Origin of the sequence: uncultured Tateyamaria sp. (assembly GCF_947503045.1) — a bacterium.
Taxonomy (GTDB): domain Bacteria; phylum Pseudomonadota; class Alphaproteobacteria; order Rhodobacterales; family Rhodobacteraceae; genus Tateyamaria.
This window is the reverse complement of the sequence record NZ_CANNCF010000003.1, coordinates 268212-281086: the sequence shown is the minus strand read 5'-3', so window position 1 is coordinate 281086 and position 12875 is coordinate 268212. Positions and strand designations below refer to the sequence as shown.

At 60.6% G+C, this 12875-nt stretch carries 16 protein-coding genes; 4 read left to right on the top strand and 12 right to left on the bottom strand.

Annotation, left to right across the window (positions count from 1 at the left end; translation table 11 throughout):
- Positions 1-47: 47 nt before the first annotated feature.
- Both Q1A89_RS15130 and Q1A89_RS15125 read right to left on the bottom strand, forming a co-directional pair.
- Positions 48-1430, bottom strand: coding sequence for a surface lipoprotein assembly modifier (locus Q1A89_RS15130; protein ID WP_299729955.1), 1383 nt, complete (start codon positions 1428-1430; stop codon positions 48-50).
- 5 nt (positions 1431-1435) lie between these two features.
- Complete coding sequence (locus tag Q1A89_RS15125; RefSeq protein WP_299729952.1) at positions 1436-2395, bottom strand: hypothetical protein; 960 nt, start codon at positions 2393-2395, stop codon at positions 1436-1438.
- Positions 2396-2605: 210 nt separating this feature from the next.
- Between Q1A89_RS15125 and thyX the strand changes: the two genes are divergently transcribed.
- A complete protein-coding gene (gene thyX, locus Q1A89_RS15120) occupies positions 2606-3520 on the top strand; it encodes an FAD-dependent thymidylate synthase (protein ID WP_299729949.1) in 915 nt (304 codons plus the stop codon).
- 78 nt (positions 3521-3598) lie between these two features.
- Positions 3599-4456, top strand: a complete 858-nt coding sequence (locus Q1A89_RS15115; protein ID WP_299729946.1) for a nucleoside 2-deoxyribosyltransferase — start codon at positions 3599-3601, stop codon at positions 4454-4456.
- 137 nt (positions 4457-4593) lie between these two features.
- Here the strand turns inward: Q1A89_RS15115 and Q1A89_RS15110 are convergent, their stop codons facing one another.
- The gene (locus Q1A89_RS15110) at positions 4594-4839 is read right to left on the bottom strand and encodes a hypothetical protein (protein ID WP_299729943.1); all 246 of its coding nucleotides are present in this window, start codon (positions 4837-4839) and stop codon (positions 4594-4596) included.
- A 257-nt stretch (positions 4840-5096) separates the two neighbouring features.
- The gene (locus Q1A89_RS15105) at positions 5097-5303 is read right to left on the bottom strand and encodes a cold-shock protein (protein WP_299729940.1); all 207 of its coding nucleotides are present in this window, start codon (positions 5301-5303) and stop codon (positions 5097-5099) included.
- A gap of 183 nt (positions 5304-5486) precedes the next feature.
- Here Q1A89_RS15105 and Q1A89_RS15100 point away from each other — a divergent pair, with 183 nt between their 5' ends.
- Complete coding sequence (locus Q1A89_RS15100; RefSeq protein ID WP_299729937.1) at positions 5487-5804, top strand: ArsC/Spx/MgsR family protein; 318 nt, start codon at positions 5487-5489, stop codon at positions 5802-5804.
- On the opposite strand, the gene Q1A89_RS15095 is transcribed toward Q1A89_RS15100, so the two are convergent.
- The 5 genes from Q1A89_RS15095 to thrS form a co-directional block, all read right to left on the bottom strand.
- Positions 5801-6358, bottom strand: a complete 558-nt coding sequence (locus Q1A89_RS15095; RefSeq protein WP_299729934.1) for a DoxX family protein — start codon at positions 6356-6358, stop codon at positions 5801-5803. The two genes, Q1A89_RS15100 and Q1A89_RS15095, sit on opposite strands and share 4 nt — an antisense overlap.
- A 3-nt stretch (positions 6359-6361) precedes the next feature.
- Complete coding sequence (locus Q1A89_RS15090) at positions 6362-7120, bottom strand: DNA-binding domain-containing protein (protein ID WP_299729931.1); 759 nt, start codon at positions 7118-7120, stop codon at positions 6362-6364.
- Positions 7121-7126: 6 nt separating this feature from the next.
- Positions 7127-7987: a DUF692 domain-containing protein gene (locus Q1A89_RS15085; RefSeq protein WP_299729929.1), complete on the bottom strand. Its 861-nt coding sequence runs from the start codon at positions 7985-7987 to the stop codon at positions 7127-7129.
- An 83-nt stretch (positions 7988-8070) separates the two neighbouring features.
- Positions 8071-8376 (bottom strand): DUF2282 domain-containing protein, encoded by a 306-nt coding sequence (locus Q1A89_RS15080; protein ID WP_299729926.1) that lies wholly within the window; start codon positions 8374-8376, stop codon positions 8071-8073.
- 167 nt (positions 8377-8543) lie between these two features.
- Positions 8544-10490 carry a threonine--tRNA ligase gene (gene thrS / locus Q1A89_RS15075; protein WP_299729923.1) on the bottom strand — a complete coding sequence of 649 codons (1947 nt, stop codon included), beginning with the start codon at positions 10488-10490 and terminating at the stop codon, positions 8544-8546.
- Positions 10491-10778: 288 nt separating this feature from the next.
- On the opposite strand from thrS, the gene Q1A89_RS15070 reads away from it, so the two are divergent.
- Entirely contained in the window at positions 10779-10991 is a 213-nt protein-coding gene (locus tag Q1A89_RS15070) for a hypothetical protein (RefSeq protein ID WP_299729920.1), read from the top strand.
- Here Q1A89_RS15070 and Q1A89_RS15065 read toward each other — a convergent pair.
- The 3 genes from Q1A89_RS15065 to Q1A89_RS15055 form a co-directional block, all read right to left on the bottom strand.
- A complete protein-coding gene (locus tag Q1A89_RS15065; protein ID WP_299729917.1) occupies positions 10976-11440 on the bottom strand; it encodes a GNAT family N-acetyltransferase in 465 nt (154 codons plus the stop codon). The genes Q1A89_RS15070 and Q1A89_RS15065 overlap by 16 nt on opposite strands.
- A 197-nt stretch (positions 11441-11637) precedes the next feature.
- Positions 11638-12054, bottom strand: coding sequence for an MAPEG family protein (locus Q1A89_RS15060; protein WP_299729914.1), 417 nt, complete (start codon positions 12052-12054; stop codon positions 11638-11640).
- Between the two features lie 3 nt (positions 12055-12057).
- Complete coding sequence (locus Q1A89_RS15055) at positions 12058-12819, bottom strand: SRPBCC domain-containing protein (protein ID WP_299729911.1); 762 nt, start codon at positions 12817-12819, stop codon at positions 12058-12060.
- Positions 12820-12875 lie beyond the last annotated feature (56 nt).

Sequence of the window (12875 nt, the reverse complement as noted above, 5' to 3'; positions counted from 1 at the left end):
AATATATGCGCTAATCTATCACGTCGCGCGGGCAGGGCCAGCGCCTCTCAGAACTTTGATTGAATGCCGAGGCTGATGGTCGTTTCGCTGATTTCGAACCGGTTCACGTTGGAGGATCGCCGCCCGGTGCGCACCTGCACTGTGGGTGCAAATCCCGCGAAATCGTAATCGGCAAAGAACAGCGACACGTCGCCATAAAGCGACGTATCTTGCCGCCCGCCATCAACAGGGCGGACCAGCACATAAGAATCGTAGTCGGTATATCCGTAGGTGAGGCCGGTGGTGACCTGCACAGGCCCGACTTGTTTGGCAAAAGTATAGCGCGCCCGCAGGCTTGCCGTCTGGAAATCGGCGTTGATGTTGTCGCCCGACACGTCCTGCACCGTGACCCCAATGCTCAGCCGGTCCCCGCCCGCCAGTTTGTGCCCAAGGTTTGCCCCCAGCGTCAGCACATTCGCATCGCGCAAGGACGAGACGGCGGACAGCCGCTGCTCGACCACGCCGCTCAGCGACAGGCGGTTGTTGGGGGACAGGCGCACGTCGCGCTGCACCAGTACCTTGGCAAAATCATAGGACCGATTGCCGCCCGACCAACTGGCCCCGAAGGCCGCCCCGAGGGTCATCGCGTTGCCAGCCGCGCCCAATGCGAATTGATGATTGACGCCCAGTTCTGCATAGGTCGAGGCAAAATCGCTGTTGGTAACGTTGGGCGCGATGGTGCGCGCCTCGCTCGACAGGTCCACCCGGCGGGTGTAGAGGCGCGCATTTGCCGTGGTGCGCGACGACTGATCCGCGCGCAGGCGATAGCGCAACTGCACATCCAGCACTCCGACCGTGCCCGAAAGCGCGCGCGAGCTGCCCTGGAACTGGCCCAGCGTCGGCACGCCATTGATGACCTCAAGCACGTTGTCCGTGCCGTTGTTGACGTTGTCGGACGGGGCAACAGAGAGGTTGATGTTGAAACGCAGGGGGTTGGCCGCCCGGGCGCGGGCATATTCGCGCGCCACCAGTGTGTCCTGCTGCGGCGTGTCCGCGTGGGTCGCCGCGATGCGCAACCATGCCTGAGACGCCGTGGGCCGTTCCTGTTGGGCGGCCACGCTGGCGGCGGTGCGCGCGGCACCAAATTTCTGCACGTCCGTCTCGGAATAGCGGTAGGACAGGCGCGCTGCAGCGCGGGCAAGGCGTGGATCATCCAGCCGCGAATGGGCTGCTGCCAACACGCCGTAGGCAAAGGGATCTTTGGCATCTGCCTGAAGCAGACCCATGGCAATCTGGCGCGCCAGTTCGAATTGCCCGTTGTGCAACGCCTGCCGGGCCACCAGCCGCGCTTCATCCAGACTGAATGTCGCGCTGTCGTCAGTCCCTGCGTTTTGCGGTGCGGCGACCGTCGCCCAAAGTGCAACGACCCCCGCAACAAGTGCGCGTTTCATAGCGATCAGGGTTGCAGGGCGTTGACGCAGATTGGATCAGTGTTGCCCGTCTCACAGAGGTCGAGCACGAACACGCCATACTCCAATTCGTTTTCCAGATCGTCCGAGAATTCGCTCAGGGTAATGCCACCCGCCATCGCGTTGCCACCGGGCCCACCAATGACACCAGCGAAGTCACCGATGTCGTTTCCGACAGGATTGGACGGCGTACCAGAGTTGGTGTCGGTTGCGTCAAATTCCACGTTGCCGCTGAACGTACCGTCGCCAGCCAGCGTACCTTCGACCAAAACGAGGTCGGGCAGATCGGCGAAACCACCGGAAAACACACCTGTCCGGTCGTAAATCTCGCCTTCGACCGACATATCGTTGAGGTCGACGTTCACAAACATCAAACCGCGCACATAGGCGGTTTGCGACGGGGTATTCACATCCGGATCAACGCCAACGACGGGAAACAGGTCGGTGATGGGGCCGGAGCTGTTGATGCCGCCCGCGTAGTTTCCGTAATAGGTGACGTCGAACCGGCTCTCCGGTGCGGTGGGCGCCGAATAGGTGCCCGAGCGTTCAAAGAACGACCCGCCAAAGAACTTGTTGAACTGCGGACCTGTCATCACAACCCCGGCCTGCAATCCTTCGCGGCTGGCCACAAACGCTGTCGCATGGCGGCCCAGCGGGTCGTTCTGACCGGTAAAGGTGACATAGCCGGGCGCGAATGTGCTGGCGATGGCCCTGTATTCATTGACCAGTGGCACCCCGTCCTGCGTGAGGCCGGTGACCGTCAGCGTGTTCGTCGCTGCGTTAAAGTCGATCCGTTCCAGATCGTTCAGGATGGCCGCAGGCACACCTGACACCGGCGTCCCCGTACTGGGAGGGGTCGTTGTTGTCGTCCCGTCTGTGAATGGATTGCCATCCCCGCACGCCACTACCCCGAGGGCGAGCGCACACATTGCTGCTGTCCGTTTCATACCTGCCAAACCTTTTGCGGTTTAATTTTTCTGCCTCTTTGGGGCGAGACTCTGCGCCAATCGTTCAAAAGTCAACGAAATCTTGAGGCTATGGCACAGACCTCAACCAGAACCGTTGCCAAAAGCGCACCCTCATATGGTGGTTCACGTATCAACTTCCACCATATAGAGTGAACGCCTGACAGATTCTGTGGATAAAGGATGGGACCCATGCCGCTTGAACCGGACCAGCTTGCCGAAATCGAAGACCTGCGCGCCAATCCCCAGCCGACTTTGCGCGCCACAGTTCCGGCGATGGAGGCGCATCTTTATCATGCCCGCCCCGTGCTGGATCACGGCTTTGTCCGGGTCATCGACTATATGGGCGACGATTCAGCCATCTGTCAGGCGGCGCGCGTGAGCTATGGCAAGGGCACAAAATCCGTGCAGAATGACGAAGGGCTGATCCGCTATCTCATGCGTCACTGGCACTCGACCCCGTTCGAGATGTGCGAGATCAAGCTGCACGTCAAACTGCCCGTCTTTGTCGCCCGCCAGTGGATTCGCCACCGCACGGCCAACGTCAACGAATACTCGGCCCGCTATTCGATCCTGGATCGCGAGTTTTATATTCCCGAGCCTGACGCGCTGGCCGCCCAATCCGTGATCAACAACCAGGGGCGGGGGGCGACGCTGGAAGGGGCCGAGGCCGCACGGGTCCTCGAAATCCTGAAAACCGACAGCAACCGGGCCTATGACAATTACGAGGCGATGATCTCGGATGAAGGCCAATCCGGCCTCGCCCGCGAACTGGCCCGCATGAACCTACCCGCCAACATCTACACCCAATGGTACTGGAAGGTGGACCTGCACAACCTCTTCCACTTTCTGCGCCTGCGCGCGGATGCCCATGCCCAGTACGAGATCAGGGTCTATGCCGAAGCGATCTGTGAGATGGTCAAGGATTGGGTTCCGGCCGCCTATGGCGCGTTCGAGGATTACCGGCTGGGCGGGGCGACCATGTCCGGTAAGGCGCTGGACTGCGTGCGCCGCATGATCAAGGGCGAAGAGGTGACGCAGGAGACGTCGGGGATGAGCAAGGGGGAATGGCGGGAGTTTATGGGGGTTGTGAACGACCCCGCTTAGCGGGGATGAAACGCTCCGGGGGAGCGTTTCAAGTTCAAAACGGGCGCGGCGCAAGACGCGGCCAAAGCAGGTGAGATAATGTCGACAGTAAAACCATTCGCTTTTGTCTTAATGCCATTTTCTCATGAATTTGATGACATCTACAAGTTCGGTATCAAGAAATTGGCAGAGAGCTTTGATGTCGTTGCAGAACGTGTAGATGAACAACACTTTTCAGAGTCAATTCTTGAACGAGTTTACCGACAGATCGAAAATTCGGACTTTGTCATTGCTGAAATGACTGGAAAAAACCCAAATGTGTTTTACGAAGTTGGGTATGCTCACGCAAAGGGAAAGCTGTGCGCCCTGGTAACGCAGAGCGCGACGGATATTCCTTTCGATCTGAAACACCATACTCATGTAATTTATGATGGTAGCATAGCTGACTTAACAGAGAAATTGGGTCCAAAAATAGAATGGTTGAAAGCGGAAACATTGAGGAGGCGCGAGCAACGTATTCAGGTAAGCCATAGTTCAGACCCCGGATTTTTAGAGAAAAGTGAGTTCAGGCACTCCGGTAGCATGGACTTGGAAGTTACTCTGAGAAACGAATCCAAACATCGCAGTCCCGAGATTGAAGCATATTACTTTGTGACCACTAGACATTGGAATTTGAGCGTTGATGGAAAAGACTGTCCGCAAGATGACTTTGAGGGACAAAATGGCCTAGAACTGAGAAAACACCTGATTAGACCAGACATAAACCGATTGTCACCTGATGCGTTCACCCAAATTAAAACCAAGTTCTCTCGTGAATTTTGGACAAAGTGGAGTGGCGACGAGGAAAAAAGGACATACCAGTCAAAAGGCATCGTTACGCTTGAAGTTGTAACGTCGGAGGGAACTCTGACCTATGAGTTGCCTGTACAAACTACATTTGACGAGATCCCCTTCTAATTGCTCAGGTCGGTACGCTTTTGAGGGTAAGCGCGGAATCAAGGCCGCAGGCTGCCGTGCCAGCGCCGACCCCGGGGCTCCGCCCGTTCGCACCTCAAACCCTCCCCCGGAGGGTTTGCCGCTTTGCGGGCCGGTGCTCACCCCCGTCGTCGCGCCCGGTCTCGCAGGGACTCCACCACGTCCGGGTTCATCGCCTCCCACTCTTTCCATCGCCTGTACCCTTCGATCTGGGCGGCGGGGCCGGTGAGGTCTTGGGCAAAGCGAACCTTGACCGCGTGGTAGTGCCCCATGCACCGCGTCCATTCGTCGGGCGCGGGGAATTGCGTTTCGGCGGCGATTTCGCAGGCATAGTACAAGGCCAGCAGGCGCAGGAATTCTGACATTTCTCCTCCGAATGGTGGGAAGGGACTGTTTTCAGATTAGCCGGGAATGAAGCATATTTGAGTAAATTCGGCGTTAACCGACGGGGCGGCGCATCCGCGCGGACCGTCGCTGCAAGCAAGAAGAAACATGGCCCACGCACCGCACAACGCTGAACGGTTCCGTGGGCAAAGCGGGCGGCGCCTGCGCTCAAACGCGGCCGCCCGGGCAATCATGTGGTGCATGCTGCGATGGCATGTACCGTCGTCAACCCAGTCGCTCAGAGCAGTTTCAGATCGTCTGCCATTTCACGTCCGTCGCGCCCTTCGCGCATTTCAAAGCCGACCTTCTGGTTGTCAGCCAGCCCTGTCAGCCCCGACCGTTCCACAGCTGAAATATGTACAAAAACATCTTTTCCGCCGTCGTCAGGGGCGATAAATCCGTAGCCTTTTGTGGTGTTGAACCACTTCACGGTGCCAGTTGGCATGGTCCGTGCCTCCTTTTGCCTTGCAGTCTGTCCCGCAGATGCGGGGTTCTTCCAATGCGCCGTTGCTCCCGGATCCGGGTGACGCATGGTTCATCAGATTGCTCTTTGGGCTTGAAAATCAAGTCGGCAGGGGTGCAAACCGGGCCAGTTGCCGCTTAATTCTACGAAAAAGTGAAGGTTGGTATGGAAATATACGGTTTGAAAACCTGCGACACCTGCCGCAAGGCGATCAGGGCGCTGCCGCAGGCCCGCTTTGTCGATGTGCGCGCAGATGGCGTACCGGACGCGGTGATGACGCAGGCGCGCGCGCAGTTTGGTGCGGCCATGCTCAACACCCGTTCGACCACGTGGCGGGGCCTGTCAGAGGCGGAACGGGCCGAACCGCCAGAGGCGCTGTTGTCCGCCCATCCGGTCCTGATGAAGCGCCCGCTGATCGCGGATGGCGACGTGCTGCACCTTGGCTGGAGCAAGGATGTGCAGGCGGCGCTGGGTGTGGCTTAGGCTTCGACCGCGCGCGGTTTCAGCGCCCGGTCAAAGGACAGCGGCCCGGCGCCCTTGATCACCAAAAGCAGCAGCAAGAACATCCACAACGCGCGCTGGTCCATGATCAGGCTGTTGGACGGCGCGTCGAACCACGCCCCCAACACCAGCCCGTCGCCCCATTTGTCATGGCCGTTGAGATCGGTCAGCGACTGCACCACGATGAAGGCGATCATGCCCAGCGACGCCAGCCGCGTCATCAGACCGATGATGATCAGCACGGGCAGGATGAATTCGGCGAGTGTTCCAGCCGTCACCACGGCCCAGTGGTACACGCCCAGTTGCGTGATGTCATAGCCGACGCTTTCCATCACCTTTGGAAAGACCTGCGCATAGGCCCCGAGCGAGGGTTGGAACACGCCGAACAGCCCTTCGCCAACCTTGGTCAGACCCGACACCCAGAAATAGGCCGCAAGGATGGCCGCAAAGAGGAACCGCGCCAGCGTGGGCAGGATCCAGTCGGCGCGCTCAAGCGGGGCGAACAATGCGGTGTGCAGGCGTCTCAGGGCGGTCATGGGCTATTCCTTTGGGGTCGTGAGGTCGGCGATGGCGTTGGTCTGGATCAAGAGGCTCAGCAGCGGCGTGAGATCAAAGTCCGGATCATGCGCGCTGGCTGCGTCCTGGGCTGCGGCCAGCGTGGCCCCGGCGCGGATTTGGGTGATCCATGCGACTTGTGCTGCGTCCAGCGCATGCGGTACGGGGTCAAATTCGGTGCGGGTGATGAGGGCCGATTGCGGGACGCTGCGCGGCTTGTCCGCCCCTTTGGCGGTGTTGTAGCGCCAGATTTCGACCAGCGGCCAGGGCGAGCGCACAAGCTCAACCGCCGGGGCGAGGGTCAGGGTCGAGGCCATCAGGACATCCGTGGTCACCACGCCCAGCCGGGCCGGATCAAAAGCGGGCGCGTCGGCGGCGTGGTAGGAGCGGCGCAGCGCCAGTTCCAACCGAGACACGTCCGGCAGGTAGGCGATGTGGGACAGCGGTGCAAAGCCCTCGAGAAAGGCGGGCATCGCGCCGCCATAATGCATCATCAGCGGCGTTTCGGGCGGGTGCGCCCGGACAAAGAGCCGTGCCAGCTGGTCAAAGTTCTGCGTGCCGAGCAGCTTGTGCAGTACCGGGAATGCGGTGCGCAGCGCCTCGATCAGGGCGACGGTCACGTTGTTGCGGTAGACGTCGAACCGCTTGGCCGCGGGGCGCCCCTGACCGTCGCGCAGGCCCGTCGGTGTTGGGGCCTCGGGGTCGAGCAGCGCGGCTCGGAACTGGGAGTGCAGCTTGGTCATCTGCGCCTAGCCAGACACATGGGCGGAGAGCGTCAGCGCCGCGCGCTCCGCTTCGGCGCGCAGGGTTGGCCAGTCGGGCACGTCATTGTCCCATTCGACCAGAACGGGGGCCGGGCCGATGCCCGCAAGCGCGTGATCCAGCAGCGCCCAGACGGGATCGGCCGTGGCGCTGCCATGGCTGTCAATCAGCAAAGGTGCGCCGTGGTCATCGGCGTCCTCGGCGTGACCACCCACATGGATTTCCCCAACGGAAGTGAGGGGGTAGGCGTCGAGGTAACCGCGGGGCGTGTAGCCCAGATTGGTCGCCGAGATGAACACGTTGTTCACATCCAGCAACAAGCCGCAGCCCGTGCGGCGCACCAGCGCGCTCAGGAATTCGGTCTCGCTCATCGTGCTTTGCTCGAAGGCGAGGTAGCTGGACGGGTTTTCCAGCAGCATCTGACGGCCCAGAACGTCCTGGACCTGATCAATGTGATCGGCAACGCAGGCGAACGTGGCCTCGGTATAGGGCAGGGGCAGCAGGTCATCGAGGAATTCGGCGCCGTGGGTCGACCAGGCCAGATGTTCGGAAAAGCTGGCCGGTTCCAGCCAATCGACCAGCGTCTTGAGACGGGCCAGGTGGCCGGCGTCCAGCGGGTCTTGGCCACCGATGGACAGACCGACCCCGTGCACCGACATTGCAAAATCGGGGCGCAGGGCGCGCAGTTGTGCGTGTGGGCGTCCGCCGTCACCCATGTAGTTTTCAGCATGGATTTCCAGCCACTTCACCGGTCCGGGATCGGCGCGCAGGTCGGTGAAGTGCTGGGCTTTGTATCCGACTCCGGGGGCGGCGGGCAGGCGGTGCGCAGGGGATGTCGCATCCAGCATGGTGTGGCCTTTCCGAAACGGGATCAGGTTTGCTGCGCCCCGGCAGGAGAAGGGAGCGCAGCCGTCGGTCTTTTGCCGTGCGCTTAGGCAGGCAGGTCGCGGTTCAGCTCTTCGAGCGAGCCTGTGCGCGCTGTGCCGTCTGCCATCGCGGGCAATTCGATTTCGGCGCAGGTGCCTGCATCGACCAGTGTCCATGCGTTGCCCTGATAATCGGTGACGGATGTGCCCGCGCATGTGGTGCCGGGACCGGCGGCGCAGTCGTTTTCACCAGCAAGCGAAACGCCATAGCATTTCTCTTTGCCAGCGGCTTGCGCTGGTGTTGTTGACTGTGCGGCCAGGGCGGCGGCGACGGCACCGGCGATGGCAACAGATTTCATTGTGTTCGACATTTTCAAACTCCCTATGGATGTTCGTGGCATAACTGTGTGTGCCCTGAACTAAGGTACTCTCCGGGCAGATTACCACTCACAGCGCCGTGAGTCACAGAGCCGTTACAGGATGTTAGAATTTGAGCCCGATTTGCGCACAAACGGGCTCAAATGTTGCAGATTTTCGCCTAGCGCAGGTCGGGCGGCGTGGCCTCTTTTGACAATTCCGCGCTGACGGTGTCGAGCGGCTGAACGCTGGTCTGTTTTTCGCCAAGACGGCGCACCGTGACGGTCCGTTCCTCGACTTCGCGCGCGCCCACGGCAAGGATCACAGGCACCTTGCCAACCGAGTGTTCGCGCACCTTGTAGTTGATCTTTTCGTTGCGGATGTCGGCCTCGGCCCGGACGCCCTGACGGCGCAGGGTTTCGACAACTTCGTGCACATACTCATCCGCATCCGAGATGATCGAGGCCACAACCACCTGACGCGGTGCCAGCCAAAAGGGCAGCTTGCCAGCGGAGTTCTCGATCAGGATGCCGATGAACCGCTCGAACGAGCCAAGGCAGGCGCGGTGCAGCATATAAGGCCGCTGTTTTGATCCATCGGGTGCGATGTAAGTCGCGCCCAACCGTTCGGGCAGGTTCGGGTCCACCTGGAAGGTGCCGCACTGCCAGACCCGACCAATCGCATCGGTCAGTTTGAAGTCGAGCTTGGGCCCGTAAAACGCCCCTTCGCCCGCGTCCAGAGTGTAGGGATGCCCGGTGGCCTTGATTGCGTTTTCAAGCGCGGCCTCGACATGATCCCAGCTTTCTTCGGACCCGACCCGCTTTTCCGGGCGAGTGGCGAACATGATTTCAAAACTTTCAAACCCGAGGTCGGCATAGACCGACGACAGGTAGGTGATGAATGAGGCGCATTCCGCCTCGATCTGGTCCTCGCGGCAAAAGATGTGCCCATCGTCCTGCGTGAACCCGCGCACCCGCATAATGCCGTGCAACGCGCCCGAGGGCTCGTAACGGTTGCAAGATCCGAATTCGGCCATGCGCAGGGGCAGGTCGCGATAGGATTTCAGACCCTGATTGAAGATTTGCACATGGCACGGGCAGTTCATCGGTTTGAGCGCGTTGATCGCCTTTTCGCGGGCGTGTTCCTCGTCCACTTCGACGATGAACATGTGTTCCTGATACTTGTCCCAGTGCCCGGACGCTTCCCACAGCTTGCGGTCCACGACTTGTGGCGTGTTGACCTCGACGTAACCCGCTGCACGCTGTTTGCGGCGCATGTAGTCCTGCAACTCGGTGTAGATCGACCAGCCGTTGGGGTGCCAGAACACCTGACCGGGGGCCTCTTCCTGCATGTGGAACAGGTCCATCTCGCGGCCCAGCTTGCGGTGGTCGCGCTTGGCCGCCTCTTCGAGCATGTTGAGATGCGCGCGCAGCTTTTCCTTGCCGGTGAAGGCGACGCCGTAGATGCGTTGCAGCATCGCGCGATCCGAATCCCCGCGCCAATAGGCGCCCGCGATGGACATCAGCTTGAACGCATCACCCGGCACCTGCCCGGTGTGTTGCAGATGCGGGCCGCGGCACAGGTCCTGCCAGTCGCCGTGCCAATACATGCGCAAGGGCTCGTCCCCCGGAATGGCGTCGATCAGCTCGACTTTGTAAGGCTCACCACGGTCCTTGTAATACTGGATCGCGACATCACGCTCCCACACTTCGGTGCGGACGGGGTCGCGCTTGTTGATGATCTCGCGCATCTTTTTCTCGATCACGCCGAGGTCTTCCGGAGTGAACGGCTCGGCCCGGTCAAAGTCGTAATACCAGCCGTCCTTGATGACGGGGCCGATGGTGACTTGGGTGTCGGGCCAAAGCTCCTGCACGGCGCGGGCCATGATGTGGGCCAGGTCGTGGCGCACCAATTCATTGGCCTGTTCCTCGTCGGCCATGGTGTGGATGGCAATCTGTGCGTCGCCGTCAATCGGCCATGCCAGATCCCAGTGCTGACCGTTCACAGTCGCGCTGATCGCCTTTTTGGACAGGGATTTCGAGATGCTTTCGGCGACGGCGGCAGGGGTTACTCCGGCCTCATAATCGCGCGCATTGCCATCGGGGAAAGTCAGAGAGATTGGGGCCATATCGGCACTCCTCGTCAGTTTGGCGCCCACGGAACGCCCGGTTGCGGGTTATGTGTGTTGCGGCATGTGGCAGGGGGCGCGCGTTTCGTCAAGCATCCGCGCTGTCCCAAACCGGGAAAAGACGCGCAGTGCGGCCCGGATACGTCAGGTCACGGTATACGATCGTGTGCCGAAAAAGCGACTTTTGGCGGTCTTTTTGCGACGTTTTGGGCTGGACCTTTGCGCGGGAACACCTACTTTGGATGGCAGTTCACTATCGGAAACTTCTGATCGCAAGAGGAACGCGCAGTGCCCAAATACAACACGACATTCGAACTGAGCATCGAAGAACTCGACCTGATCGAAGACGCGTTGCGGCGCCGGAAGCTGGCCCAGACACAAGCGGACCTGAAAGCTGGCAAATCCGGCGATGGTGCGCGTCAGATCCACGAGCTGCTGGGCAAGCTGCACAATCAAAAGACATTCTATCGCCCCGCCAAGGGCACCTATGTGGGCGGCTGATCCAGCCGCATGCCAAATCGCGGCCCGCTGGTGCTGCGCCGCAGGAACCCGCAGCGTTCGTAGAACCGCCCGGCCACATGATTGTCGGGATGCGTGCCCACGGTGATAAAGCTGCAGTCCAGCGCTCGCGCCGTGTCCTGACAGGCGCGCACAAGTGCCGCACCCACCCCATGCCCGCGCGCGTCGCGGTGCACGAAGAGGTGGTGCATATCCATCCCCCGCACCCCGAACGCCAACTGCGCCATCGGCATGAGCGCGGCATAGCCGATCGCCTGTGACCCACCGCGCGCCACCAGAACGTGGACCCATGGATTGGGCCCCAGTGCATCGCGCATCAGCCGTGCGGCATCTATGTCCGGCACATCGTCGTGATGCGCGGCCAGCGCGCTGATCATGGTGACAACCTGCGGCACATCGGCTGCGGTTATCTTCTCTATGGTGATGGGCATCTCTGCCTCCTTTTCTCGAACGGGCCGCGTTCGGGAAGGCAGGGATATAGCCGCTCGAACGCGGCTATTTGGGTGTTACGCAGGCACACCAAAAGCACGCAAGGGATGCGTGCCAGAGTAATAGCGGTGTGCGATGCGAATGCTCATGCCCGCACTCAAGCCGGATGGCCCGCGCCCGTCAAGGGCACGGGATCACTTCAGGCGGTAAAAAGGGCCCACGCCATCACAAGGCAACAGATCCAGCCACCGGTAAAGATCAGCGGGCGGGCGGGAAACCGTGTCGTGCCAGTGATATAGCCGATCGCATGGGCGATGCGCAGGATCAGAAATGCAACGCTGGCCCACAGGGTCAGGGCGCTGAACCCGTCCGCCCGGTCCACCAGCAACACCAGAATCGCAAAGGGCACGGACTGTTCCAGAAGGTTGAGATGCGCGCGATAGGCGCGCCGCACCCAGGGGCGGTGCACATTGGGGTCCGGTGGCAGGATGAACCCGTCAGGCGCGTCCGCGGGAAGAGAGCCGGGCGGGGCGGTGGCTGCGCCGATGATATAGGGCATCCAAAGCGAGGCGGCCATGACCGCGAGGCCAGCGAGGATCGTCAGTTCGATGGGCATGAATTATGCCTCCGCCGCGCCGCGGGAGCCGAAATGCGCGTCCTGTCCGGTTTCGAGCCAGGTCTTGAGCCCGGCCGCCCAGCGGGCCCAGCCATCTGCCACCCCTTCGCCTGCGACCACTGGAAAGGTCAGGTCGTAATGTTCGACGGTGAGCTTGATGAAATCGCCTTCGGGTTCCAGCAGGTAGATTACGCGACTGGGCGCGCCGCCGCCCTCCCAATGCGGTTCGAAGGTGGATTCGATGCGGGACTTGGGGTCAGTCTTGAGAACGGATTGTGACATCAGCGGCGTGTCATCGGGCAGCAACAAGGTGGTGCGCGCACCATCCCGCGTCGCGTGGCTGGCCATAAAATGATAATGGGCCACGTTCTTTTCATCCGACAGTGCATCCCACAGCCGGTCTTGGCTGGTCTTGATATAGGTTTGCATAACGAAATCAGGCTTTTGCATGGGGTCTTTTCCTTCGAGCTGAGATTTGAGGTCAAGTACCGCTCGGGCCGCCGGTTTGACGAGCAAGGGCTCGATCCAGCGGTCAATGGCCTGCTGCAGAGGCAAGGCGTTGAGGTAGTGATGCTTGAAGCGCCCCACCTTTTTCGTGGTGATCAGCCCGGCCGTTTCCAGCACGCCAAGGTGCTTCATCACCCCGAACCGCGTCATGTCCAGATGCGCCTGCAATTGTTGCAGGCTCTGTCCATCACGGGTGCGCAGGCTGTCGAGCAATGTGCGGCGCGCGGGGTCGGAGAGGGCTTTGAACAGGGCATCCATGGTATGTCTATATGTGATTCTTTAGTCACGTGACAATATGGTCACCTAAATAAATC

What these genes read in the sequence shown, in the direction of transcription:
- thrS (WP_299729923.1), bottom strand. Translation starts at nt 10,490, where the DNA reads ATGGCCCCAATCTCTCTGACTTTCCCCGATGGCAATGCGCGCGATTAT.
- Q1A89_RS15060 (WP_299729914.1), bottom strand. Translation starts at nt 12,054, where the DNA reads ATGCCCATCGAACTGACGATCCTCGCTGGCCTCGCGGTCATGGCCGCC.
- Q1A89_RS15080 (WP_299729926.1), bottom strand. Translation starts at nt 8,376, where the DNA reads ATGTCGAACACAATGAAATCTGTTGCCATCGCCGGTGCCGTCGCCGCC.
- Q1A89_RS15055 (WP_299729911.1), bottom strand. Translation starts at nt 12,819, where the DNA reads ATGGATGCCCTGTTCAAAGCCCTCTCCGACCCCGCGCGCCGCACATTG.
- Q1A89_RS15090 (WP_299729931.1), bottom strand. Translation starts at nt 7,120, where the DNA reads ATGACCAAGCTGCACTCCCAGTTCCGAGCCGCGCTGCTCGACCCCGAG.
- thyX (WP_299729949.1), top strand. Translation starts at nt 2,606, where the DNA reads ATGCCGCTTGAACCGGACCAGCTTGCCGAAATCGAAGACCTGCGCGCC.
- Q1A89_RS15125 (WP_299729952.1), bottom strand. Translation starts at nt 2,395, where the DNA reads ATGAAACGGACAGCAGCAATGTGTGCGCTCGCCCTCGGGGTAGTGGCG.
- Q1A89_RS15105 (WP_299729940.1), bottom strand. Translation starts at nt 5,303, where the DNA reads ATGCCAACTGGCACCGTGAAGTGGTTCAACACCACAAAAGGCTACGGA.
- Q1A89_RS15095 (WP_299729934.1), bottom strand. Translation starts at nt 6,358, where the DNA reads ATGACCGCCCTGAGACGCCTGCACACCGCATTGTTCGCCCCGCTTGAG.
- Q1A89_RS15110 (WP_299729943.1), bottom strand. Translation starts at nt 4,839, where the DNA reads ATGTCAGAATTCCTGCGCCTGCTGGCCTTGTACTATGCCTGCGAAATC.
- Q1A89_RS15130 (WP_299729955.1), bottom strand. Translation starts at nt 1,430, where the DNA reads ATGAAACGCGCACTTGTTGCGGGGGTCGTTGCACTTTGGGCGACGGTC.
- Q1A89_RS15115 (WP_299729946.1), top strand. Translation starts at nt 3,599, where the DNA reads ATGTCGACAGTAAAACCATTCGCTTTTGTCTTAATGCCATTTTCTCAT.
- Q1A89_RS15100 (WP_299729937.1), top strand. Translation starts at nt 5,487, where the DNA reads ATGGAAATATACGGTTTGAAAACCTGCGACACCTGCCGCAAGGCGATC.
- Q1A89_RS15085 (WP_299729929.1), bottom strand. Translation starts at nt 7,987, where the DNA reads ATGCTGGATGCGACATCCCCTGCGCACCGCCTGCCCGCCGCCCCCGGA.
- Q1A89_RS15065 (WP_299729917.1), bottom strand. Translation starts at nt 11,440, where the DNA reads ATGCCCATCACCATAGAGAAGATAACCGCAGCCGATGTGCCGCAGGTT.